The organism is Aidingimonas halophila, assembly GCF_900106955.1.
Classification (GTDB): Bacteria; Pseudomonadota; Gammaproteobacteria; order Pseudomonadales; family Halomonadaceae; genus Aidingimonas; species Aidingimonas halophila.
Genome location: NZ_FNNI01000007.1, coordinates 79,626 through 101,450, shown reverse-complemented (window position 1 = coordinate 101,450; position 21,825 = coordinate 79,626). Strand labels below are relative to the sequence as shown.

Below are 21,825 nucleotides of genomic sequence, written 5' to 3'. Positions count from 1 at the left end.
CTGCCGTTCGATTGCCCATGCAAAAGGACAAATACAACCAAGCCACGGAGTGATCCTCTATGCGAAAACAACGTCTATTACTGGCAAGTAGTGCGGCATTGCTATCCGGCCTCATGACCCTACCCCTGCAAGCCGACACCTTGCGCATTGCCATCATGGGCGAACCGGCGTCGCTCGATCCACACAAGATCAGCGGCACCTGGGAGAACGATGTTGTCGGAGACCTCTTCGAGGGGTTGGTCACCGAAGCTGCCGACGGTGAGCGAATTCCGGGCGTCGCGGAATCCTGGGAGATTTCCGATGACGGCACCGAATACACCTTCGAGCTACGTGACGACGCCCGCTGGTCCGATGGCGAAGTCGTCACTGCCGAGGATTTCGTCTATGCATTTCAACGCATCCTGAATCCAGCCACGGCTGCGGACTACGCCTATCTGCTCTATCCGGTCAAGAATGCTGAAACGGTCTATGAAGGCGATGCCGATCCGGAGACGCTCGGCATCGAAGCCGTCGATGATCATACCCTGAAGATCACGCTGGAACGCTCGACGCCCTACTTCCTCGATCAATTGTCACATTACACGGCCTATCCGGTGCCCAAACATGTCGTCGAGGAGCATGGCGATGACTGGTCCCGCGCCGACCACATGGTGTCCAACGGGCCTTTCAAACTGGAACGCTGGCGCTCACAAACCCGCATCGAGGTTTCCAGGAACGACCAATTCCACGATGCCGACGAGGTGGCACTCGACGAGGTGGTGTATTTTCCCATCGAAGAGCGCACGACGGCCCTGAATCGCTTCCGCGCCGATGAAATCGATGTCGCCCGCGATTTTCCGACCCAGCAGTACGACTGGCTGCAGGAAAACCTGCCGGATGCCACGACGACGGCACCGTTCCTGGGCATCTACTATTACACGCTCAACACGCGTGACGGCCATCCCACGGCCGATCCACGAGTTCGTGAAGCGCTCAGCCTGGCGGTGCGGCGCGAGGTCATCACCAACCAGATCCTGGGTACCGGTGAAGAACCCGCCTACAGCTTCGTCCCCCCGGGCGTGAATCGCTATGATGCACCGCAATCGTCCATGGCCGACATGAGTCAGGAGGAGCGCATGGCCCGCGCCAAGGAGCTCCTCGCCGAGGCGGGCTACGGCCCTGACGATCCGCTAGAGTTGAACCTGCGTTATAACACCAGCGAGGACCATCGCAAGGTCGCCATTGCCATCGGCGCCATGTGGGAACCGCTGGGGGTCGAGGTCGAGCTCAACAACTCGGAAGTGGCCGTGCATTACGAGGACATGCGCCAAGGCGACTTCGATGTCGGTCGTGCCGGTTGGATCGGCGACTACAACGATGCCCAGAACTTCCTGAGCCTGCTGGAAACCGGTGTCGCCAACAATTACGGCGCGTACAGCAATGAGAAGTTCGATGCGTTGATGGATCAGGCGTCCGAAACCCAGGATCTCGACGAACGCGCCGACATCATGGCCGAAGCCGAAAAGCTGGCGCTCGACGAGACGGCCACCCTGCCAATCTATTACTACGTATCACGCAATCTGGTGAACCCCGATCTTCAAGGGTGGGAAAACAATATCGAGGACATCCACCGCTCGCGCTGGGTCTCCTTCGACGATTGACATCCCGTTTTCCTGACTGGCATGACGGGCCCCGACACGTGCGGGGCTCAGGGGAATCCTGATGCTGCACTACATTGCTAAACGCCTGCTACAGGCCATACCGACGCTGCTGATCGTCATCACCGTGTCGTTCTTCCTGATGCACCTCGCACCGGGCGGTCCGTTCGATGGCGAACGCCAGCTGCCCGCCGAGATCGAGGCCAATTTGCTGGCCAGCTACAATCTCGATCAACCGATCTGGAAGCAGTACCTCATCTATTTGGGCAACCTGCTGCAAGGCGACTTCGGCCCCTCGTTCCGCTACGAGGACTTCAGTGTCACCGAGCTGATAGGCCAGGGCTTTCCGGTCAGCCTCGAACTGGGCATGTGGGCAATACTGCTTGCCCTGGCCGTCGGCCTGCCACTCGGCATCATCGCCGCGCTGCGCCGCAATTCCAGTATCGACTACCTGGTCATGGGCACGGCCCTGGCCGGCATCGCCATTCCCAATTTCGTCATCGCCCCCTTGATGGCACTGGTGTTCGGCGTGTTCCTGGCGTGGTTGCCGGTGGGGGGCTGGAACGACGGCCACTGGCGCAACATGCTGCTTCCCGTGGTGGCACTTTCGATCCAGCAGATCGCCTATATCGCCCGCATGATGCGCGCCAGCATGATCGAAGTGCTGGGCAGCCAGCATATCCGCACCGCCCGAGCCAAGGGGCTGTCGGAACGGGAAGTCATCTGGCGACATGCCATGCGTCCGGCCATGCTCCCGGTGGTGTCCTACCTGGGCCCGGCTGCGGCCGGCATCATCACCGGTTCGGTGGTCATCGAACAGATTTTCGGCATCCCCGGTATCGGACGTTACTTCGTCCAGGCTGCACTCAATCGCGACTACACCCTGGTGATGGGGACGGTAGTGTTCTATGGCGCGTTGATCGTGCTGCTCAACCTGATCGTCGACCTCATCTACTCCGCTCTCGACCCGCAGATTCGCTATGACGACTGACCTTCCTACAATGCATACGGCCAGCGAGGCCCATACCGTCGGCGAGAGCCTGGGACGCGAAGCCTGGCGGCGCCTCAAGCAGAACCGGGCCGCCATGACCAGCCTGGTCATACTGATCATCCTGACCGTCGCCTGTATCGCCGGGCCATGGTTGACGCCCTGGGGGCTGAGTGAAGTCGACTGGAATGCCTTCACGGCACCGCCCAGCCTGGCCGAGGGCCATTACGCCGGCACCGATGCCAACGGCCGGGACCTGCTGACACGCTCACTCTACGGTGGACAGATCTCACTCTCCGTGGCGGTCGTCGCCACGCTGGTCTCCCTGGTGATCGGTGTCCTCTATGGCGCGATCGCCGGTTTCATGGGCGGTCGCGTGGACAACCTGATGATGCGATTCGTCGACATCATGTATTCGCTGCCATTCATGTTCCTGGTGATCCTGATGATGGTGCTGTTCGGACGCCATATCCTGCTGATCTATGCCGCCATCGGTGCGGTCGAGTGGCTCGACATGTCGCGCATCGTGCGCGGCCAGACCCTCGCCCTCAAGCGCCGCGAATTCGTGGAAGCCGCCCGCGCACTGGGTGTCACCAATCGCACCATCATCGTCCGCCACCTGATCCCCAACACCCTGGGGCCGGTCATCGTCTACGTCACCTTGACGGTGCCCAAGGTCATCCTGCTGGAGAGCTTTCTATCGTTCCTGGGCTTGGGCGTCCAGGAGCCGATGACCAGTTGGGGCGTGTTGATCAGTGAAGGCACCGACATGATGGAAACCGCCCCCTGGATGCTGATCGTCCCCTCAGCGTTTCTGGCGTTGACGCTGTTCTGCCTGAACTTCCTGGGCGATGGGCTGCGCGATGCCCTCGATCCCAGGACCCGTTGATGGAGACCGACATGTCGCAACTGTTGCTGGAAATCGACCGGCTGCGCGTTGACTTTCCCCTGCCCCAGGGACGCATCACGGCAGTCAAGGATGTCAGCCTGTCACTGCATACCGGCGAGACCCTGGCGCTGGTCGGTGAATCCGGTTCGGGCAAGTCGATCACCGCCACCTCGATCCTGCGGTTGCTCCCGGAACTGGCCGAGGCCAAGGGCGATATTCGCTGGCACACGCCACAAGGGATCAAGTCACTGCTCGATGTGAGCAACAAACGGATACGTGCCATTCGCGGCAACGAGATCGCCATGATCTTCCAGGAGCCGATGACCTCCCTGAACCCCTTGCAACGCATCGGCCACCAGATCCGCGAAGTGCTTGACAAGCACACCTCGCTGAACGGTCGCGCCGCACGGGACCGGGTGATCGAATTGCTGGAACAGGTCGGCATCCCCGAGGCCCAGCGTCGCCAGACGAGCTACCCCTACGAACTCTCCGGCGGCCAACGACAACGGGTAATGATCGCCATGGCGTTGGCCTGCGAGCCCAAGCTGCTGATCGCGGACGAACCCACCACGGCCCTGGATGTCACGGTCCAGGCACAGATTCTCCAACTGCTCAAGACATTGCAGGAGCAGTACGGTCTGGCGATCCTCTTCATTACCCATGACCTGGGCATCGTTCGCCACTTCGCCGATCGCGTCTGCGTCATGCGTCAGGGGGAAGTCGTGGAAACCGCCCCCACGGCGGAGTTATTCCGTTATCCCCGCCATGACTACACGAAAACATTGATCGAGGCCGAACCTCACGGCAGCAAGCCCCCGGTCGACGCCTCGGCCCCCCTGTTGGTGGACGCCAGGGATCTGCGGGTACGCTTCGCGCTCAAGAAGCGCCTGTTTCGCCCCAATGCCTATTTCGAGGCGGTAAAGGGGATCGATCTTCGTATACAACGTGGGCAGACCCTGGGGATCGTCGGCGAATCCGGGTCGGGCAAGTCGACGCTCGGCCGGGCACTGCTGCGCCTGCTCGAGAGCCAGGGCGAGGTGCGCTTCGACGATACCGAGCTGACCCACCTCGACGGCAAGGCCATGCGCCCGATACGGTCACGCATGCAGGTCGTTTTCCAGGACCCGTTCGGCTCGCTGTCGCCCCGTATGACGGTGGGCGAAATCGTCAGTGAAGGATTGCGCGTCCACCATCCGGAACTGAATCGCCGCCAGCGTATCGAGCGCGTGACCGAAGCGCTGCAGGAGGTCTCGCTGGACCCGGCGATGCGCCAGCGTTACCCGCATGAATTCTCGGGCGGACAGCGACAACGCATCGCCATTGCCCGCGCCCTGGTGCTCAAACCCGAGTTCCTGCTGCTCGACGAGCCGACATCGGCCCTGGATCGCTCGGTCCAGGCCACGGTCATCGACCTGTTGCGCACGCTGCAGAAACGTCACGACCTGACATACCTGTTCATCAGCCACGATCTGGCGGTTGTCCGCGCTCTGTCGGATACCGTGCTGGTGATGAAGGACGGGCAAGTGGTCGAACAAGGAGACACCGACGCACTGTTCCGATCGCCCCGGGAAGCCTATACCCGGGAGCTCATGCGCGCCGCGTTCCTGGACATGCCTGCTTGATGGCGTATCACGACGTTCCGTCTTGACGCCTGGCAGTGGGCTGGGTACAAACGAATGAAACCCGACGGAACTTCCATGTTAGAGAACGTTCGCGAGCGACTGCACGCACTCCAACCCCGGCGCATCGCCCTCGATATGCCCCAGGCGGCCGTATTGATGGCAATCGTCGAGCGTCCGGCCCCGACGCTGCTGTTCACGCGCCGGGCCGATCACCTCAAGCAGCACAGCGGTCAGGTCGCCTTTCCCGGCGGCAAGCGCGAGCCTGATGATACCGATCTGCTCGCGACCGCGTTGCGCGAGGCTCACGAGGAGATCGCCTTGCCTCGCGACCATGTCGAGGTGATCGGCCGGTTGAGCGACGTGATCTCGTTGCACGGCATGCGGGTCACCCCTTATGTCGGGCTAATCCCGCCGGACCTGCCGCTGCGACCGGACTTCGAGGAGCTCGATACCATCTTCGAGGTACCGCTTTCCCTCTTCCTCGAGGACTGCCGCAGCCATACCGATGTCATCACCGTCGACGGGCGTCCGATCTACGTGCCGAGCTATCACGCCGAAGGACATATCATCTGGGGGTTGTCGGCGATGATGCTGGTGGAACTGCTGGCGGAGGGTTTCGGCTGCGATATCAGCCTGGATCGTTTCCCTGTAGGCGGCCGCTTGCGCTATCGGCCACCTCGCAAGCTGAGGACGACATGAGCGACATGCTCTCCCCTCTGCCCAGATGCCGAGCCGACCCGGCTGATCGACAGCGAACGTGTCATTGAGGCAGGCAGGAGGCATCATGGCCATCGCTTACTTCCGCTTTTACGGCGATCTCAACGACTTCCTGCCACCGGATCGGCAGCACCAGTACATCGAGTACTCCTTCGAACGACGCGCCGCCATCAAGGACGTAATCGAAGCACTGGATGTACCGCACACCGAGGTCGACGTCATCGTCGTCCATGACGCATCGGTCGGCTTCGATTACATCCTGCGCGACCGGGACAGGGTAGCGGTCTTCCCCTGGACCCTCGACGCCGACGTCGATTCACCGCGCCATCTGCGACCGAGGCCACCGCCATGCCCCTGCTTCGTGCTCGATGCACATCTCGGGAAGCTGGCCCGCTACCTGCGGCTGCTGGGTTTCGATACCCGCTACCGCAACGATTATGACGACCAGGAACTGGCCGTCTGCGCCGATGAGGAACACCGCGTACTGCTCACCCGTGATCGCGACCTGCTCAAGCGCAAGCGGGTCTCCCTGGCACATTTCGTGCGCGCCGACGATCCCTGGCAACAACTCGAAGAAATCTGCGACCATCTCGGGCTGCACAGCGGTTTCGCTCCGTTCACACGCTGCGCTCACTGCAACGGCACGCTGCGGCCCGTCGACAAGGCGCAAGTGATCGACCAGCTCGAACCCAAGACCAAGCGCTACTACAACCACTTCCTGCAATGCGACACTTGTGCCCAGATCTACTGGGAAGGCAGTCACGTCAACCGCATGCAGGCACTGATCAAACGCCTCGGACAACGCCGCAAAGAACCGCCACGGTAGCAATGACCGGTTCGGTCTTTGTTATCCTCAGGGTATCGATATTAACGCAACATGGAGGTGTGACCATGTCACTGACACCATCGCAAATGACCGAACTGGGTTCGCCCATGCCTGACTTCGACCTGCCCGATGCCCAGGGCGGCCATGTCGACAGCAGCCGGTTCGAGGGCCAGCCGATTCTGGTCGCCTTCATCTGTAACCACTGCCCGTTCGTCAAACACATTGCCGATGCCTTCGCCGAATTCGCTCGCGAGTATCAGTCCAAGGGGCTGGCGGTGGTCGCCATCAACAGCAACGACTTTCATAACCATCCTGATGACAGCCCCGAACGCATGGCCGAGGAAGCCCAGGCGCGCAGTTACGAGTTCCCCTATCTGGTCGACGAGAGCCAGGAGGTCGCCCGCGCCTTCGATGCCGCCTGCACGCCGGACTTCTTCCTGTTCGACTATAACCACAGACTCGCGTATCGCGGCCAGTTCGACGACAGCCGCCCCAGCAAGGACACACCGGTCACCGGACAGGATCTCCGCGATGCGGCCGACGCCATTCTCAATGGCGAAACGCCCGACAGCAACCAGACACCCTCGATGGGCTGCAATATCAAATGGAAGTGAATGGCAACGGCGCGGCTCACTCTTTCTTGTGCGCCAGGCTCATGAGATAGAGTGCCGCCGCCAACGCCAGCACTGACAGCGCCAGATAGATGGCGTCCAATGGCGACTGGAAACGGATATCGACCACAGCCCGGAAGAACTCGATAATCACCGCCAGGATCACGACCCGCGCGATCTTGTCCTTGAGTTGATCGAACGATTGCACGTTGAAAGGATGATAGGATGAGTGCGTCTCGGCCTGCTCAATGGGCGAGACGAATAAACGGTAGACCCCCAAACCGAAGATCAGCAACACGATGGCGATCAGATAGATATCCACGGCCATGATGATGTTGGGTACCACCACATCGTGGATGTCTTCCGTGGCACCGAAGAAGTAATACTCCACGGCAACCAGCAGCACGTGAAAGATATCGACGGTGCCGATGATGAACAACACCAACGCCCCGAGCAGACTGGGCACTACCGCCAGCATGACCAGCAAACGTGAATTCCAGAGATAGCGTTCGAACCGCTGTTCGTGTCGGTTGGCATCAGGCTTGTTGGAGTTGTCTTCCATGGTCTCTCGCAGATCGGGAATAATGATGTCCACGGCCATTATAGCCGTTCAGCACCCAGCGTCTCATTGCGTCGTCAACCGTCGTTCACTCGACTTCAGCGTTGAGGATAGCCACCGTGTCGCCGATCACGCCATCAGGAGATAACCGCATGTCACGCATTCAGCAGTTGATCGATCATTATCGCCTCCAACCGCACCCGGAAGGCGGGCACTTCGTGCAGGTCTTCCAGAGCCGCATGACATTGAATTCGCCAGTGAACGGCGCCATTCGCCCCGGCGCCACGCACATTTATTTCCTGCTCCAGCGCGGCGAGCGCAGCCGGTTTCACCAGGTGCTGCACGACGAACTCTGGCATGTCTATGAAGGCGCCCCGCTGCGGCTGATACGCGGCGACGGCCAACGATTCGAGGCGACCACCATCGGCGCAGGCTGCGACGATTACTTCGCCGTGGTTCACGGCGGCCAATGGCAAGGCGCGGAAAGCACCGGCGACTATACGCTGTGCGGCTGCACGGTCGCCCCGGGCTTCGACTTCGAGGATTTCACCATGATGTCGGACGCACAAGCCAAGGAAGTGCCGCCCGACTGGCGGCATTTCGTGTGATTCACGACCTGAGAGAAGAGCCCATGTAGGGTCTCGAGCGGCGCAGACAGCCGCGAACGAACAACTCGCTGATCCTGAAGCGCCAGCGGAAGAATCAGTCGGGTTCGAGACCTTGGTTCCCTCACCGGCGTTATTGCCGCTATACCAAGGCAATGTATTTCTGGTGCAGGTCGTCGCCTTCAGGGCCGCAGCGGTATAGATGGGCGCCGATGGTGAGTTCGCCGTCCCAGTAATCGGCGTTGATCAGGGCGAAGTTATTCTTGCCCGCCACGGTATAGAGTTGTTCGAATTCACCATCATAGCCGTTGATCCCGGCCGAGCGCTGCATGGCAATGGTGGCCAGAGATGGTGCCGGCGAGCGCGATATCGCGCTGGAGGTGACATTGAACAGGTTGGCCTTGGCGTATCGGGTCGAGTGGGTAATGCGGAACGCACTGGCGCAGTGAACATCGCCACTCAGGATGATGATGGGCAGTTGGTGCTTGTCGGAGGTTTTCAGTAACAGATCCAGCAGTTTCCTGCGCTCGTCGTGGTTCGTTTCGTGCCCCCATTCATCCATGAAATCGTCTTTCACGCTTCCCACATCGAGGGTATTCGCCACCATCTCGTTCCAGTGTACGACGGGCACGGGAGAAATGATGAAGACCGCTTTCTTGCGCGCCATCTTGCGCGATGTCATCCAGCGCTCGAAGCGCTTGAACTGGGTTTCCCCGAGCAGGCGGTACGCGTCCCGCTCGCAGTCATGGTGACCGCGCAAATCCAGGGCGTAGAAGGCGAACTCGCCATGCTCGAAGCTATAGTCCCACTGAGTGTCGTCCAGGTTTTCCAGGTTCAGCGTGGTCGATGGATTATGGGAGTGTTGATATTCCCAGTACACCTTGGAGGCGGCCCGGAACATCAGCATGACGAGCTGGTAGTCCTTCTCCGGGTCGTCATCCCGGAACATTCGCGCCAGTTTCTCTTCGCGTTCCTTGCGGGTCAGCGAGCCCCAGCCATCAACGATCTCATGGTCATCCCAGATCATGTATTGCGGAAAGCGCCGGTAGACCGCCCTGACGTTTTCGAAATGCCAGTAGACGCGGTAATACGTTCGATACAGCTTGACGAAATAGTCGACCAGGCCTACCTCATCGAGGGTGCCGCTATCATCGCTGTATCGTTCGATCAGCGCCTGCTTGTTCTCTTTCAGCCAGTCCCAGACATCCTGGATACGCGACGCCTTGTTGGTATCGCAGTAGATCTGATCGCCACCGCCGATCACGAAGTGGGCCCGGCGGTCGTCGAGCACCTCGCGGAAGTTCTCCCAGGCGCCTTCGTTACTCGGTTTGACGCTATAGGGGTCGTGGCAGGAGTAGAAACCGAACCGCAGCCCGATCGGTTTCTGCGGCAGCGTGCGAAACCAGTGCTGGTGATCGCCGCCCAGCTCGATGCGCCTGTCGATATCCGACGATCCGATCAGGTAGTAGTAATAACGCGTCTCGGGAGCCAGACCCTCAATGGTGAAGCAGTGAGTCAGGCCCTCGTCCTGGCGGAACTGATGATGGTCGAGAGCGACGACGTCATCGTGTTCCTCCTTGATCGCTGCAGGCGTCTTGCCCGACAGGTTGTAATTATCCTCTTCCAGTTTCCGCTCACTGAGCAATAGCCACCACGTCCCTGCCTTGTATGTGCGAACCCAGAGCCGCACGGAGGACGACGTGGTGTGTCCCACGATCGCCGCTGAATTCAGCTTCGGCTTCATCGACTCGTAATTGTCGGGATCCTGCAATACGGACATCGCTCGCCTCGCTTGTCGTTGTGTCGTCATGCACGCCTGGACTTCTGGATAGCAGAGGATACCCTGCATTCACAGCGATTCATCCAGCGCTCGTTCCACGCTGGAGACGACAGGCGGTGCCGCCGTATCGCTCTTCAAGAGAACACGGGAGTCCGATGCCGGTCATGCTCCGGGAACTTCCGGTGATGGGGGTTTTCGTGCATGATGTCGACGCTGAATGATGGAGTCATTTACCGCTTGATAAGGACATTGCAATGAAAGGATGGATGCTGGGTGTGTCACTGACGCTGCTAAGTGGGGGCAACGTGGCACTGGGGCAGACTGACGATGTGGAAACACGAACCCGCGAAGTGCTCGATCCCATCGTCTCATCGCTGATGGACGCGCAACATATCCCCGGCATGGCGATCGCCGTTGTCAGACCGCAAGGTACGTGGATTGCCAATTACGGCGTCGCCGATCGCGAAGCCGAGACGCCGGTCGATGACGACACCGTGTTCGAGATCGGCTCGCTCAGCAAGACCTTGACCGCCACCCTGGTGTCGCTGGCGGTCGTCGAGGGCCAACTCGATCTCGACGCCCCGGTGAGTCGCTATCTTCCTGAACTCGAGGGCAGCGCTTTCGATGAAATTACCGGACGCCACCTCGGCACTCACACGGGCGGCGGTCTACCGCTTTTCGTGCCGGAGTCGATCACGGATCGCGAGTCATTGATGGCGTGGTATCGCCAGTGGCAGCCACGCGAGCCGATCGGCGAGAGTCGTACCTACTCGAATCTCGGCATAGGGTTGCTGGGGCTGGCAACCGCGGCCGGCCTCGATAGCGACTTCGTGACGGCGATGCACGACAAGGTGCTGGAACCCTTGGGCATGGCGAGTACGTGGTATGACGTCCCCGACGCACGGATGGCGGACTATGCCATGGGCGAGGACAAGGACGGCGAGCCGATTCGTGTCTCGCCCGGCGTTCTGGATGACGAGGCTTACGGCCTCAAGACCACGGCCACCGACCTGGCCAGGCTGGTGCAGACCTACCTGCATCAGGAAGACACCGGAGGCGAGCTGCAACAAGCTGTCGACGCGACACGCCGGGGCTATTACCGGGTCGGCGACATGACGCAGGACCTGATCTGGGAGCAGTATCCGTTACCCGTTGCACTCGATACGCTGCTCGCGGGCAACGGCTACGACATGATTCTCGATCCCAACGCGGCCGAGGCGATCGAGCCGACGCAGCCTCCGCGTGATGATGTCTGGGTCAACAAGACCGGCTCCACCAACGGCTTCGGCGGCTATATCGTGATGCTTCCCGGTGAGCAGACGGGGCTGGTGATGCTGGCCAACAAGAATTATCCCAACGACGCACGCGTCGAGGCCGCCTACCGCATACTCACCGGCCTCGACGTGATCGATGGCGAGTCATTCTGACTGATGCAGCGCCCGTTCCACGGCCCCGGCCGCATGGATGGCCGTCGTGTCGTAGAGCGGGACGTCAGTATCGGTTGCCTTGACCAGCATGGCGATCTCGGTACAGCCGAGAATCACTGCCTGGGCACCATCGGCGTGCAACGAGCCGATCACACCCAGGAACCCGTCTTTCGAGGCGGGTTCGATACGCCCGAGACAGAGTTCATCGAAAATAACCCGATGCACATAGTCTCGCCGGGCCTCATCCGGCACCATCACCTCGATGCCGTAACGCTCGGTCAGGCAGGATTTATAGAAATCCTGCTCCATGGTGAAGCGCGTACCGAGCAAGCCGACCCGCGTGATGCCGTCGGCGGCCAGGCGTTCGGCGGTGGCATCGGCAATATGCAGTAACGGGATATCGATGGCCGCTTCCACCTGCGGCGCCACCTTGTGCATGGTGTTCGTGGCGATCAGCAGAAAATCCGCCCCGGCCCGCTCTACCTGGCGAGCGGCATTCGCCAGCACCTCTCCGGCATCGTCCCATCGCCCCTCGTGCTGCATGGTCTCGATCTCGGCGAAATCGATACTCACCATCGCTACCTTCGCGGAATGCAATCCGCCCAGCGCCTGCTTCACGCCCTCATTCAGCGCCCGATAGTAGCTCTCGGTGGATTCCCAACTCATGCCGCCAAGCAACCCGATGGTAAGCATTGCGAACCGTCCTCTGGATGTGTATTGATGAACAGACTCTGCATGAACCTGAGCGATATCGAATACAATAGACGACATACGCCGCTTGACGCGACTCGCACTCAGCCACGACCGACCGGGAGGGACTCCAGATGAGCCAGCGCGACCACCGCTACCAACTTCACCTTACCTGGACCGGCAATCGCGGCAGCGGCACCAGCGCCTATCGCGACTATGACCGGGACATGATCATCGATATCCCCGGCAAACCGGCCCTGCACACCTCCGCCGACCCGGCCTTCCTCGGCAACCCCGACTTGCACAATCCGGAAGACATGCTGGTCAGCTCGCTCTCGGCCTGCCACATGCTGTGGTATCTGCATCTGTGCTCCGATGCCGGCATCGTTGTCACCGCCTATACCGATGACGCCACCGGGCATATGACCCTGACCCGCGACGGCGGCGGCCACTTCACCCAGGTCACGCTCAGGCCACGCGTCACGATCGCCACTGGTTGTGACGCAGCACGTGCCGAACGACTGCACGCACGTGCTCATGAACTCTGTTTTATCGCCAACTCGGTGAATTTCCCGGTGGCATGCGAAGCGGAAGTCGAGGCAGCGGAATGATTCGCGGACACCACGAACGCTAGATACCACTCACCTCTCATCGATGCTTCTGAGCACCGCCTTGATATCGACGATCGGCGTTCCATCGATTGCCTCCATGGCGGCGACCTTCAACCGATGCCCATCGATCTCCAGCACCGAAACCCGATGCAGCCCCAAAGGATTGGGACGATCCGGCGAGCGCGTCGCGAACACGCCGACCAGCGACGACTCGACCCTGCTGCGCGGATGCACCTTGAGCACATCGCGCCGGCCGTGATGCAACAAGGTCAACACGAGAATCTCGTCGCCAACCTCGATTCCATCGAGCCCTTCCGCCACCGAATCGAAAATCTCCAGCCACACCTGCGGCGCCCCCTCGTCCGCCTGACGGGGCGCCTCCTTGCGACTGGTCAGTGGCGAATGCACCACCCCAATGGGTTCAAGTGTGTAGTCGGTTTCGTTCATGTCACCCAGACCTGGCGCTTCAAACACTCACACCAAACCAGGTACTGGCCAAGTGACCGGTCAGGAAAGCCAATCCCGCAGCGGCTCCCCCCATCAACAGGGTGCGCAGCCCCGATTGCAGTACCGGCCGATTGTAGATGACGCTTTTCATCATCCCGATCAGGAAGAACATCAACCCGGCGACCAACAGGCTGGCCAGGAACTGCCGTGTGGTATCGAGGAACGTCACGGCATAGGGCATCAGCGGCATCGCGCCAACGATCAGGAAGGCAGCGAATGTGGTCAGCGCGGAACGAATGGGGCTCAACCCCATCTTCTGCAGGCCGTGTTCTTCACTCAGCATGGTATCCACCCACACCTCGCGATTCTGGCTAATGGTCTCCACCACACGCTCCAGCGTCTCTCCCTCGAATCCTTTACGCTGGAAAATCTGGCGGATTTCGTCACGCTCTCCTTCCGGAATCATATCGATATGGTACCGCTCGCTTTCGCGGATATCGTCGATGTATTCGCGCTGCGCCTGGATCGACTCGTAATTGCTGATCGCCATGCTGAAGCCATCGGCCAACAGATTGGCGAAGCCGAGCACCAGTGCGACCGTGGCCGAAAAACCGGCACCGAAGGCACCGGATACCACGGCGAAGGTGGTCACGCAGCCATCGATACCGCCCAGGATGGCATCGGGGATCGTCTGCGCCTTGGGCATCTCATCCAGACGGCGGCGAATCTCCTCCGGACGGTGCTCACGCTCCAACGACTCACGGGCGGGCTTCTTCATGACAGTTTCCTGCGCCGCGTCTCCTGATAGGAGAGAACGACCAGAGTGAGCACAGTGATCGGCAGCACGAAATAGCCGAACAGCACGCCCCCTTCCCAACGGCTGATCGTGCCATTGGTGAAACAGATCGGCAGGCAGGCCAATGCCACCGCGATCAGCCTGGCATGATCATCGAGATAGACGAAGCGATACCCCGCCAGGCGCTCCAGGGCACCACGCAGTTCTTCGACCGCCTTGAGCTCCTCGGCACCGAACATCCCATCGACGGCATAGGCATACGGTAGACGGGGGTCGCCGAGCAGCACGCTAACGTTCTGGCATCTCATATGATATCTCTACCCTCGTTTCTCGATCACTCGGTGAATTTCCCGGTGGGTTGCTTCACTGCGGGATTAACCCTGCCGCATGGCTTCCTCCACAATCACCGACAGCATCAGCCATCTGGGCAGGCTCCGGATCAGATCGACTAGCCCGTGAAGCCGGATCTCGTCAGTCTCGATAGCCGCAGCAAGACGTCGCTGTCCGATCCATACGCGCCCCATGACACGAACCGTGCTGACAACATACAGACTCACCTCGAAGCCCGGGTCGGACTGACAGAGATCCACCTCATCGTCCTCGACCAACAGCCACCAGCGGCGCATCTCTGCCGGAGCGTCGCTGTAGTCGAATTGAACCACGGTACGGCCAGGCGGCAAGGCGCTGGTGTCAATGCGACGCCGCATGTCCCACATGAGCACCCCGGCGTCCCAGTCCGGGCCGTCCAAAGCGCTTTCCACCCATCGCCGGCCCCACACCCCCATGGCGATGACGATCTGGCCGAGCCCATGGCCTGCCTCGGTCAACCGGTAGGTACCACCGGGCTCGTGGGTCAAGACACCGGCAGCCTCGAGCTGCCGCAACCGTTGTGACAGCAAGGCTCGCGACATCAGCGGCATGCCCCGGTGAATTTCATTGAAACCCGACGAGCCACTCACCAACTCGCGCATGATCAGAGGGGTCCAACGTGTCGCGAGGATCTCCGACGCCTTGGCGACCGGACAGAACTGGCCGTAACCTTCGCGTCCCGACATGTCACCCTCCTATGCCTCGGATGTGCCAAGTATGGACAACAGCCGCACTCTCTGACCGGTTCAGATTTTGAACTAGCGGCGTGCCCACCGCTCGGTGATGCTCAGAATTGCGGCGCCTGGTATCGCGCCGGATTCCGATAAAGGAGACATGTCATGACAATAGCACGGCAATCACGGATACACTCGATTCGCGACCATAACGCCGGCCCGTCGACCGTCTGGTCCAGTGGCGGAGCGGCCTATGACGAAGTGAGTCGCGGCATTCTCGATGCCATCGAGCACACCATCAATCGCCTGGAACCGACGCCCGACATGCGCATCCTCGATGTTGCCACCGGCACCGGCTGGACCGCCCGGCGCCTGGCCGATCTCGGCTTCCAGGCGGCAGGCGTGGACTTCGCCCCCGAGATGATCGCAGCTGCCCGCGAACGCGCATCTGCACGCGGACTCGACATCGAGTTCATTGAAGGCGATGCGGAAGCCCTGCCATTCGATGACGGTGCTTTTGACGCCGTCATCTCCACGTTCGGGGTGATGTTCGTGCAACGTCCCGAAGACGCCGCCGCCGAACTGGCAAGGGTGTGTCGCCCTGGCGGACGACTGGCACTGGCTGTCTGGACACCGGACGGCAATGTCTTCGAGATGTTCAAGATCATCAAGAGCTACATGCCCCCGCCCGACGGTACACCTCCGCCATCCCCCTTTGAATGGGGTCGTAAGGAGCGTGTGCAGGAACTGCTGGGTGACGCCTTCGAACTACGCTTCGAACAAGGCACTTCCTACTACCGGGAACCCAGCGGACGACATGCGTGGCACACCTTTTCGGAGGGGTATGGCCCCGTACGTACGCTAGCCGGCAAACTGGACGAGGCGAAGCGCATGCAGTTCGAATCCGAGTTTGCGGCGTTTCACGACAGCTTCGCTGATACACTCGGCATCACGGTTCCCAGGGCATACTGGGTGATCCACGGCATACGACGCCATTGACGGCGTATCGCAGTGGATGCGGTGTCAAGAACCACGTCAGCCGCGATGGGTGCCGCAACGCACCAGGCGGTATCACCGTCGGCAGGGCTCACTGCCCTGCCATCGCGGTTGAAACCATTCTCCCATCACCTCGTCAACCAAACTGACTGCGGGAAAGCAGTCAGTCGCGAGCAGTGCATGTACTGCTATCAGGTCAAGTCCTGATAAGGGTTGTATGCCACTTCCCAGTAGTGCCCCTCAGTATCCTGAAAGTAACCGGAGTAACCGCCCCAGAAGACTTCCTGGGCCGGCTTGATGAGTGTGGCACCGCCCGCAACCGCCCGGCGGAGTACCTCATCGACGTCTGCTTTGGTGGCAACATTGTGGGCTAGCGTCACGCCACTGAACCCAGCCTGCTCGGTAATGGATACACCGAGATCGTTCGCCAGCGCCTCTCGTGGATAAAGCGCTAACCACGTTCCCTCCAGGCTGAAGAAGGATATATCACCCTCGACATCATATTTCGGCAACCCCAGACCTTCCGCGTAAAAACGGGTCGCCCTTGCCAGATCATCCACTCCCAGAGTGATAAGACTGATTTTCGGTTTCATGGCTACTTCCTGATCATCTTCCGTATCCTGCAACATGTATTTTGCCGTTCATAACCGGTGCAGCGTGCGAGCGTTTCACCGCGGATAGCTAACCCTCTCGCTGCATCTTTTCGCGCCGGGTAACCTCCGCCGGTGTGGGAGGGTCCATGGCGAAGTCACCGGTTTTTACCGCACCGTCGCGCACATACTGTGCAATCACGACACCGCGGGGCGATACTCGACTGGCGGCGAGCTTGAACGCCGTTGCCCTGGCACCGTCGTCGAACAGCTTCTTGCCTCCCCCGAGCACGATCGGAAACGTGAACATATTGATCTCGTCGACGAGGTCGTTCGCAAGCAGTGTCCGGAGCAAGTCGGTGCTGCCTTGTGTGACCAGCGCTGGCCCGTCTTCCTGCTTCAGCTTGGCGACATCGGACGCCGCGTCATTGAGGGCCACCGAACCTTTCCAGGTCAGATCCAGGCCCCTGCGGGTCGCAACGTACTTCGTGATCGAATTGAAGGTTCTGGCGATGGAATCATCGGGCCCGTCCTCGGCATACGGCCAGTGCGCGGCGAATATCTCATAGGTCTTTCGTCCGAGCAGCAGGTCGAAACGCTGACTGAACATCCTGCCGATCGCTTCGCCGAATACGTCGTCCGCCAACGGCGCAACCCAGCCGCCGTAGCCGAATCCGCCGGTCGGATCTTCCTGGGGGCCGCCAGGCGCCTGCATGACGCCGTCCAGTGACACCATGGCGCCGACAATCACTTTCCGCATGAGCTCATCCTCCTGGTTTGCCTTCTCGCCCCCGGTAGTCGAACGAGACACCGTGCAATCGACAGCTCGGTACGTTCTGGATGTGGCTTCCAGAATGAGGCTTCTGAATTCAGACTCAGCCGTTCTTGAGCGTTTGGCGCCAGACCGAATGAGACTCCCTTTTCAGGATATTTCTGGATGAGACGCGTCGGGTTTGATAAGGATGGCGCGCCTACACTGGCGCCGGATTAATCCAGCGATGTGTCGCCGATCGAGCAGCTATCCGACACCACTCGCTGACATTCACATGCTCCATTGTGGTTTCACGTTACCTGGTATGCAGCCTGGCAACGAACTCTATTCGTGCCGCGTAAGGAGGTTCAAGGACGAGAGGTGGGGCGGGATGAAGCAGAGCGCCAGGTGACGCCCTGCGTACGGTTACTTCATCTCGAAACCGCGTTCGACGAGGAAGTCGCGCATATGCGGGCGCAGTTTGGTATCGAAAAGCGGCGTGAGGTTGCGTGACCAGTTGGCGTCCTTCTTGCCGCTGCTGCGTTGCTGATAATAGCTGTGCATGGTGTCGTCGAAGACCTCCACCTGCTCGCGATCGTCGCTGTAATGATCCTCCTTGAGGATCGCTTCGACCGGCAGGCGGGGCTTGATGTCCGGTTCGTGGGCCGGATATCCCAGGCACATGCCGAATACCGGGTAGACATGCTCGGGAAGCTGGAGCAGGTCGCTGACTGCCTGCGGGTTGTTGCGAATGCCGCCGATGTAGCAGATACCCAGTCCTTCGGATTCGGCGGCGATTGCCACATTCTGTGCCATCAGCGCGGTATCCACGCTGGCCACCAGCAGTTGCTCGGTCATGCCCCGCACCACGTTGGCACCGGTACGTTCGGAAGCTTCCGTGGGGCGTTTCATATCGGCGCAGAACACCAGAAAATCCGAGCACGTGGCAATATAGTCCTGACCGCCGGCCAGCTCGGCGATCTTCTCTCGCTTCGCCGGCGTCGTGACATGAATGACGCTGTAGGCCTGAACATGACTGGACGTCGCAGCGCTCTGGCCGGCCTGAATGAGCTCCAGCAGCAGCTCGTGAGAGATCTTGCGATCGGTGAACTTGCGGATCGAACGGTGGGATTTAAGCAATTCTATGACGGGATTCATGCAACCTCGCTCCACGTGAAATCATTTGCGTCCTAACCATGATACCGCAATTGTGCATCAACTCTCACGTGGGGGGTTGGAACGGGCGGTGAGCCGCCCGTTTGCCGTGCCTTGCGTGTGCGCTCAACTTGCCTTGATCGCCACCTTCAGCACCCCGTCGCGCTGATGCGAGAAGAGATCATAAGCGTCGGCAATGTCATCCAGCGGGTAGTGGTGAGTGACCAGGGGGCCGAGATCGAGGCGCCCGGAGTCGATCACTTGCATCAGGCGGCGCATGCGCTCCTTGCCGCCGGGACAGAGCGAGGTAATGATCTTGTGATCGCCCAGACCGGCACTGAAGGCATCGAGCGGGAGCGTCAGGTTTTCGGAGTACACGCCCAGGCTGGAGAGCGTGCCGCCCGGTTTGATGACACGCAGCGCGGCTTCGAAGGTTTCCTGCTTGCCCAGCGCTTCGATCGAGGCATCGACGCCACGGCCGCCGGTCAGCTTGAGAATTTCCGAGACGACATCGACCTCACGGTAATCGATGGTGATATCTGCCCCCATCTGCCTGGCCATGGCCAGGCGTTCGTCGACACCGTCCACGGCGATGATCAGGCCCGCACCCCGCAGGCGTGCTCCGGCCGTGGCACAGAGGCCGATCGGACCCTGGGCGAAGATGGCCACGCTGTCGCCAATCTTGATACCGGCCGATTCGGCACCGGCGAAGCCGGTGGACATGATGTCCGGGCACATCAACACCTGTTCGTCGGTCAGCCCATCGGGTACCGGCGACAGGTTGGCCTGGGCGTCGGGCACCTGAAGATACTCCGCCTGGGCACCGTCGATGGTATTGCCGAAACGCCAGCCGCCCATCGGCTTATAGCCGTGGGCATGGTGCCCGCCATCCTGGGAGCTGCATCCGTCCTGGCAGGCGTAGGAGGTAAAACCGGGACAGATCGCACCGGCGATCACCCGCTGTCCCTCCTTGTAGCCCTGCACGTTGGCACCGAGCTTTTCGATGATACCGACCGGCTCATGCCCGATCGTCAGCCCCTTCTCGACCGGGTACTCCCCTTTGAGGATATGCACATCGGTACCGCATATCGTCGTGGTAGTGACGCGGATCAGGGCATCATTGGGGCCGATGTCGGGAACCGGTTTGTCATCGATCTCGATTCGACCGGGCTCGACGAATATCGCCGCTTTCATCATGGTCGTCATGGCGTCTCCTCCTTGGGAGATGGGGATGGCACCATCAAAGCATAAACACCGTCACGCTATTTTGCGTTGGATCAAGAAAAGGCGCGATTCGCCTGATATTCCAGCAGTGTCTCCTTCCCTGCGTCGATGATAATGCGCTGCGCCCGGCCGACCGGTAGCCAGTGCCGCAGCGCGAAGTCGGCACTCGCTAACTTGTCATGATAGAAAGTACCGGTATGCCCTGCTTGTATGGCGACTTGTGCCTTTAGAGCGGCACGCCCCATCTGCCAGGCACAAAGCACGTGACCGGCCAGCGACAGATAGGGTGTCGCATAGGCCTGAACGGCGTCCTCCCCCCGCTCCGGATCGGCGCCCTGCTCCACCAGTCGCGTCGTCGCATGTCGAAGATCGGCGGCGGCGGCGGCCAGTGCCTTGCCCTGGTCATATAGCGCGTCATCGGCCTGCAATTCAGTAGCTGTGGCATCGACTGCATCGATCAGCACGGTCATTGCCTCGCCGCCGTCACGCTGAAGTTTACGACCGGCCAGATCGAGTGCCTGGATACCGTTGGTGCCTTCATAGATCGGGGCGATACGGGCGTCACGCAGTAGCTGGGCGGCACCGGTCTCTTCGATATAGCCCATGCCGCCATGGACCTGAATCCCCAATGAGGCGATCTCCACGGCCTGGTCGGTCGAGAAGCCCTTGACTATGGGTATCAGCACATCGACCGTCGCCTGGGCCGCCTGGCGGATGGCATCGTCGTCACCATGGTGCGCTACGTCCATCTGCGCCGCACAATAGAGCGCCAGGGCACGCATGGCATCCGTACGGCTGCGCATGGAGAGCAGCATGCGGCGCACATCCAGGTGATCGCTGATCGCACAGGACTCGCCGCCCCGCGTTTTCGGTGCGTGCCCCTGCTGGCGGTCGGCAGCGTAAGTGAACGCTTGCTGGGTCGCCCGTTCGGCCACGCCGATCCCCTGGATCCCGACCTTGTGGCGCGCCGAGTTCATCATGGTGAACATGTGATTGAGGCCACGCCCCGGCTCGCCGACGAGATAGCCGATGGCGCCTTCGTTCTCGCCGAAGTTCAGCGTACAGGTCGGCGACCCATGGATACCCATCTTGTGTTCCAGCGACGCACAGACGATATCGTTGCGCACGCCCAGCGTGCCATCGTCATTGACCAGGTATTTGGGTACCAGGAACAGCGAGATACCACGATTGCCCGCTTCCGCGCCCGGCATGCGCGCCAATACCAGATGAATGATGTTCTCGGCCGCATCGTGTTCGCCCCAGGTGATGAAGATCTTCTGACCCTTGAGCCGATAATGCGACTCCTCGGGGATCGCCAGGGTACGAACTCGCGACAGATCGGACCCCGCCTGGGGCTCCGTCAGGTTCATGGTACCGGTCCAGGTCCCGTCGATCAGTCGGGGCAGGAACAGCGTCTGCTGCGATTCGTTACCGTGCAGGGCAAGCGCTTCGATCGCACAGGCCGTGAGCGTGGGACATAGCCCCAACGCCATGTTGGCGCCGTGCCACATTTCCTGAACCGCGCTGGCGATCACTTCCGGTAACCCGTGTCCGCCCAGTGATTCAGGCACACCGATACCGTTCCAGCCCCCTTCGGCGAAAGCGCGATAGGCATCGGCGAATCCTTCGGGCGTAGCGACGGCATCCCCTTCGAGCCGACACCCTTGCACATCCCCAATGCGATTGAGCGGCGCCCAGACCTCGTTGGCCAGGCGTGCAGCTTCATCGAGTACCGCATCGACCACGTCGGGACCGGTCTCGTCAAAGCCCGGCAAAGACAGAGAGTCATGCTCGAGCAGTTCCCCGAGAACGAAGCGTATATCGCGCACCGGCGCGGCGTAGGATGTCATGATGCCACCTT

The 21,825-nt window shown here is 60.6% G+C and carries 23 protein-coding genes; 11 read left to right on the top strand and 12 right to left on the bottom strand.

Annotated features, from left to right (window positions below; translation table 11 throughout):
* Positions 1–59 precede the first annotated feature (59 nt).
* The 7 genes from BLW01_RS14055 to BLW01_RS14025 all read left to right on the top strand — a co-directional run bounded on the left by BLW01_RS14055 (position 60) and on the right by BLW01_RS14025 (position 7,293).
* Positions 60–1,640 (top strand): peptide ABC transporter substrate-binding protein, encoded by a 1,581-nt coding sequence (locus tag BLW01_RS14055; protein ID WP_092570808.1) that lies wholly within the window; start codon positions 60–62, stop codon positions 1,638–1,640.
* A 61-nt stretch (positions 1,641–1,701) separates the two neighbouring features.
* Positions 1,702–2,628 (top strand): oligopeptide ABC transporter permease OppB, encoded by a 927-nt coding sequence (gene oppB, locus BLW01_RS14050; protein ID WP_092570806.1) that lies wholly within the window; start codon positions 1,702–1,704, stop codon positions 2,626–2,628.
* Positions 2,618–3,514 (top strand): ABC transporter permease, encoded by an 897-nt coding sequence (locus tag BLW01_RS14045; protein WP_092570803.1) that lies wholly within the window; start codon positions 2,618–2,620, stop codon positions 3,512–3,514. Before oppB ends, BLW01_RS14045 begins: the two co-directional genes overlap by 11 nt.
* A gap of 11 nt (positions 3,515–3,525) precedes the next feature.
* A complete protein-coding gene (locus BLW01_RS14040) occupies positions 3,526–5,136 on the top strand; it encodes an ABC transporter ATP-binding protein (RefSeq protein ID WP_092571223.1) in 1,611 nt (536 codons plus the stop codon).
* Positions 5,137–5,211: 75 nt separating this feature from the next.
* Positions 5,212–5,835: a CoA pyrophosphatase gene (locus tag BLW01_RS14035; protein ID WP_092570801.1), complete on the top strand. Its 624-nt coding sequence runs from the start codon at positions 5,212–5,214 to the stop codon at positions 5,833–5,835.
* Positions 5,836–5,920: 85 nt separating this feature from the next.
* Complete coding sequence (locus BLW01_RS14030) at positions 5,921–6,679, top strand: Mut7-C RNAse domain-containing protein (RefSeq protein ID WP_092570799.1); 759 nt, start codon at positions 5,921–5,923, stop codon at positions 6,677–6,679.
* A gap of 65 nt (positions 6,680–6,744) precedes the next feature.
* Positions 6,745–7,293 (top strand): thioredoxin family protein, encoded by a 549-nt coding sequence (locus tag BLW01_RS14025; RefSeq protein WP_092570797.1) that lies wholly within the window; start codon positions 6,745–6,747, stop codon positions 7,291–7,293.
* Positions 7,294–7,309: 16 nt separating this feature from the next.
* Here BLW01_RS14025 and BLW01_RS14020 read toward each other — a convergent pair whose 3' ends face one another.
* Positions 7,310–7,852: a YqhA family protein gene (locus BLW01_RS14020; protein ID WP_092571221.1), complete on the bottom strand. Its 543-nt coding sequence runs from the start codon at positions 7,850–7,852 to the stop codon at positions 7,310–7,312.
* A gap of 149 nt (positions 7,853–8,001) precedes the next feature.
* Here BLW01_RS14020 and BLW01_RS14015 point away from each other — a divergent pair, with 149 nt between their 5' ends.
* Entirely contained in the window at positions 8,002–8,457 is a 456-nt protein-coding gene (locus tag BLW01_RS14015) for a cupin domain-containing protein (RefSeq protein WP_092570795.1), read from the top strand.
* 139 nt (positions 8,458–8,596) lie between these two features.
* Here the strand turns inward: BLW01_RS14015 and BLW01_RS14010 are convergent, their stop codons facing one another.
* Positions 8,597–10,234 carry an alkaline phosphatase D family protein gene (locus tag BLW01_RS14010; protein ID WP_175529850.1) on the bottom strand — a complete coding sequence of 546 codons (1,638 nt, stop codon included), beginning with the start codon at positions 10,232–10,234 and terminating at the stop codon, positions 8,597–8,599.
* Between the two features lie 254 nt (positions 10,235–10,488).
* On the opposite strand from BLW01_RS14010, the gene ampC reads away from it, so the two are divergent.
* Positions 10,489–11,661 (top strand): class C beta-lactamase, encoded by a 1,173-nt coding sequence (gene ampC, locus BLW01_RS14005; protein ID WP_092570791.1) that lies wholly within the window; start codon positions 10,489–10,491, stop codon positions 11,659–11,661.
* On the opposite strand, the gene BLW01_RS14000 is transcribed toward ampC, so the two are convergent.
* On the bottom strand, positions 11,653–12,354 hold the full coding sequence (locus BLW01_RS14000; protein WP_092570789.1) for an aspartate/glutamate racemase family protein: 702 nt from the start codon (positions 12,352–12,354) through the stop codon (positions 11,653–11,655). The genes ampC and BLW01_RS14000 overlap by 9 nt on opposite strands.
* Before the next feature lie 131 nt (positions 12,355–12,485).
* On the opposite strand from BLW01_RS14000, the gene BLW01_RS13995 reads away from it, so the two are divergent.
* Positions 12,486–12,962, top strand: coding sequence for an OsmC family protein (locus tag BLW01_RS13995; protein ID WP_092570787.1), 477 nt, complete (start codon positions 12,486–12,488; stop codon positions 12,960–12,962).
* A 30-nt stretch (positions 12,963–12,992) separates the two neighbouring features.
* Here the strand turns inward: BLW01_RS13995 and tsaA are convergent, their stop codons facing one another.
* From tsaA to BLW01_RS13975, 4 genes are all read right to left on the bottom strand, one after another.
* Entirely contained in the window at positions 12,993–13,409 is a 417-nt protein-coding gene (gene tsaA / locus BLW01_RS13990) for a tRNA (N6-threonylcarbamoyladenosine(37)-N6)-methyltransferase TrmO (RefSeq protein ID WP_092570785.1), read from the bottom strand.
* A gap of 19 nt (positions 13,410–13,428) precedes the next feature.
* On the bottom strand, positions 13,429–14,187 hold the full coding sequence (locus tag BLW01_RS13985) for a VIT1/CCC1 transporter family protein (RefSeq protein WP_092570783.1): 759 nt from the start codon (positions 14,185–14,187) through the stop codon (positions 13,429–13,431).
* Positions 14,184–14,513 (bottom strand): hypothetical protein, encoded by a 330-nt coding sequence (locus BLW01_RS13980; protein WP_092570781.1) that lies wholly within the window; start codon positions 14,511–14,513, stop codon positions 14,184–14,186. The genes BLW01_RS13985 and BLW01_RS13980 overlap by 4 nt, the downstream gene beginning before the upstream one ends.
* A 66-nt stretch (positions 14,514–14,579) precedes the next feature.
* Positions 14,580–15,260: a winged helix-turn-helix transcriptional regulator gene (locus BLW01_RS13975; protein ID WP_092570779.1), complete on the bottom strand. Its 681-nt coding sequence runs from the start codon at positions 15,258–15,260 to the stop codon at positions 14,580–14,582.
* Between the two features lie 153 nt (positions 15,261–15,413).
* Between BLW01_RS13975 and BLW01_RS13970 the strand changes: the two genes are divergently transcribed.
* Complete coding sequence (locus tag BLW01_RS13970; protein WP_092570777.1) at positions 15,414–16,247, top strand: class I SAM-dependent methyltransferase; 834 nt, start codon at positions 15,414–15,416, stop codon at positions 16,245–16,247.
* A 188-nt stretch (positions 16,248–16,435) separates the two neighbouring features.
* On the opposite strand, the gene BLW01_RS13965 is transcribed toward BLW01_RS13970, so the two are convergent.
* From BLW01_RS13965 to BLW01_RS13945, 5 genes are all read right to left on the bottom strand, one after another.
* Complete coding sequence (locus BLW01_RS13965; protein WP_092571219.1) at positions 16,436–16,837, bottom strand: VOC family protein; 402 nt, start codon at positions 16,835–16,837, stop codon at positions 16,436–16,438.
* Between the two features lie 88 nt (positions 16,838–16,925).
* On the bottom strand, positions 16,926–17,594 hold the full coding sequence (locus BLW01_RS13960) for a dihydrofolate reductase family protein (RefSeq protein ID WP_092570775.1): 669 nt from the start codon (positions 17,592–17,594) through the stop codon (positions 16,926–16,928).
* Between the two features lie 417 nt (positions 17,595–18,011).
* On the bottom strand, positions 18,012–18,743 hold the full coding sequence (gene nfsA, locus BLW01_RS13955; RefSeq protein ID WP_092570773.1) for an oxygen-insensitive NADPH nitroreductase: 732 nt from the start codon (positions 18,741–18,743) through the stop codon (positions 18,012–18,014).
* 123 nt (positions 18,744–18,866) lie between these two features.
* Positions 18,867–19,946, bottom strand: a complete 1,080-nt coding sequence (locus BLW01_RS13950) for an NAD(P)-dependent alcohol dehydrogenase (RefSeq protein ID WP_092570771.1) — start codon at positions 19,944–19,946, stop codon at positions 18,867–18,869.
* 71 nt (positions 19,947–20,017) lie between these two features.
* Positions 20,018–21,814, bottom strand: a complete 1,797-nt coding sequence (locus BLW01_RS13945; protein ID WP_092570769.1) for an acyl-CoA dehydrogenase — start codon at positions 21,812–21,814, stop codon at positions 20,018–20,020.
* Positions 21,815–21,825 lie beyond the last annotated feature (11 nt).

What these genes read in the sequence shown, in the direction of transcription:
- BLW01_RS13960 (WP_092570775.1), bottom strand. Translation starts at nt 17,594, where the DNA reads ATGCGGAAAGTGATTGTCGGCGCCATGGTGTCACTGGACGGCGTCATG.
- tsaA (WP_092570785.1), bottom strand. Translation starts at nt 13,409, where the DNA reads ATGAACGAAACCGACTACACACTTGAACCCATTGGGGTGGTGCATTCG.
- BLW01_RS14015 (WP_092570795.1), top strand. Translation starts at nt 8,002, where the DNA reads ATGTCACGCATTCAGCAGTTGATCGATCATTATCGCCTCCAACCGCAC.
- BLW01_RS13965 (WP_092571219.1), bottom strand. Translation starts at nt 16,837, where the DNA reads ATGAAACCGAAAATCAGTCTTATCACTCTGGGAGTGGATGATCTGGCA.
- BLW01_RS14020 (WP_092571221.1), bottom strand. Translation starts at nt 7,852, where the DNA reads ATGGAAGACAACTCCAACAAGCCTGATGCCAACCGACACGAACAGCGG.
- BLW01_RS14045 (WP_092570803.1), top strand. Translation starts at nt 2,618, where the DNA reads ATGACGACTGACCTTCCTACAATGCATACGGCCAGCGAGGCCCATACC.
- BLW01_RS14010 (WP_175529850.1), bottom strand. Translation starts at nt 10,234, where the DNA reads ATGTCCGTATTGCAGGATCCCGACAATTACGAGTCGATGAAGCCGAAG.
- BLW01_RS14025 (WP_092570797.1), top strand. Translation starts at nt 6,745, where the DNA reads ATGTCACTGACACCATCGCAAATGACCGAACTGGGTTCGCCCATGCCT.
- oppB (WP_092570806.1), top strand. Translation starts at nt 1,702, where the DNA reads ATGCTGCACTACATTGCTAAACGCCTGCTACAGGCCATACCGACGCTG.
- BLW01_RS14040 (WP_092571223.1), top strand. Translation starts at nt 3,526, where the DNA reads ATGTCGCAACTGTTGCTGGAAATCGACCGGCTGCGCGTTGACTTTCCC.
- ampC (WP_092570791.1), top strand. Translation starts at nt 10,489, where the DNA reads ATGAAAGGATGGATGCTGGGTGTGTCACTGACGCTGCTAAGTGGGGGC.
- BLW01_RS13950 (WP_092570771.1), bottom strand. Translation starts at nt 19,946, where the DNA reads ATGACGACCATGATGAAAGCGGCGATATTCGTCGAGCCCGGTCGAATC.
- nfsA (WP_092570773.1), bottom strand. Translation starts at nt 18,743, where the DNA reads ATGAATCCCGTCATAGAATTGCTTAAATCCCACCGTTCGATCCGCAAG.
- BLW01_RS14000 (WP_092570789.1), bottom strand. Translation starts at nt 12,354, where the DNA reads ATGCTTACCATCGGGTTGCTTGGCGGCATGAGTTGGGAATCCACCGAG.
- BLW01_RS14030 (WP_092570799.1), top strand. Translation starts at nt 5,921, where the DNA reads ATGGCCATCGCTTACTTCCGCTTTTACGGCGATCTCAACGACTTCCTG.
- BLW01_RS14055 (WP_092570808.1), top strand. Translation starts at nt 60, where the DNA reads ATGCGAAAACAACGTCTATTACTGGCAAGTAGTGCGGCATTGCTATCC.
- BLW01_RS14035 (WP_092570801.1), top strand. Translation starts at nt 5,212, where the DNA reads ATGTTAGAGAACGTTCGCGAGCGACTGCACGCACTCCAACCCCGGCGC.
- BLW01_RS13985 (WP_092570783.1), bottom strand. Translation starts at nt 14,187, where the DNA reads ATGAAGAAGCCCGCCCGTGAGTCGTTGGAGCGTGAGCACCGTCCGGAG.
- BLW01_RS13945 (WP_092570769.1), bottom strand. Translation starts at nt 21,814, where the DNA reads ATGACATCCTACGCCGCGCCGGTGCGCGATATACGCTTCGTTCTCGGG.
- BLW01_RS13980 (WP_092570781.1), bottom strand. Translation starts at nt 14,513, where the DNA reads ATGAGATGCCAGAACGTTAGCGTGCTGCTCGGCGACCCCCGTCTACCG.
- BLW01_RS13975 (WP_092570779.1), bottom strand. Translation starts at nt 15,260, where the DNA reads ATGTCGGGACGCGAAGGTTACGGCCAGTTCTGTCCGGTCGCCAAGGCG.
- BLW01_RS13995 (WP_092570787.1), top strand. Translation starts at nt 12,486, where the DNA reads ATGAGCCAGCGCGACCACCGCTACCAACTTCACCTTACCTGGACCGGC.
- BLW01_RS13970 (WP_092570777.1), top strand. Translation starts at nt 15,414, where the DNA reads ATGACAATAGCACGGCAATCACGGATACACTCGATTCGCGACCATAAC.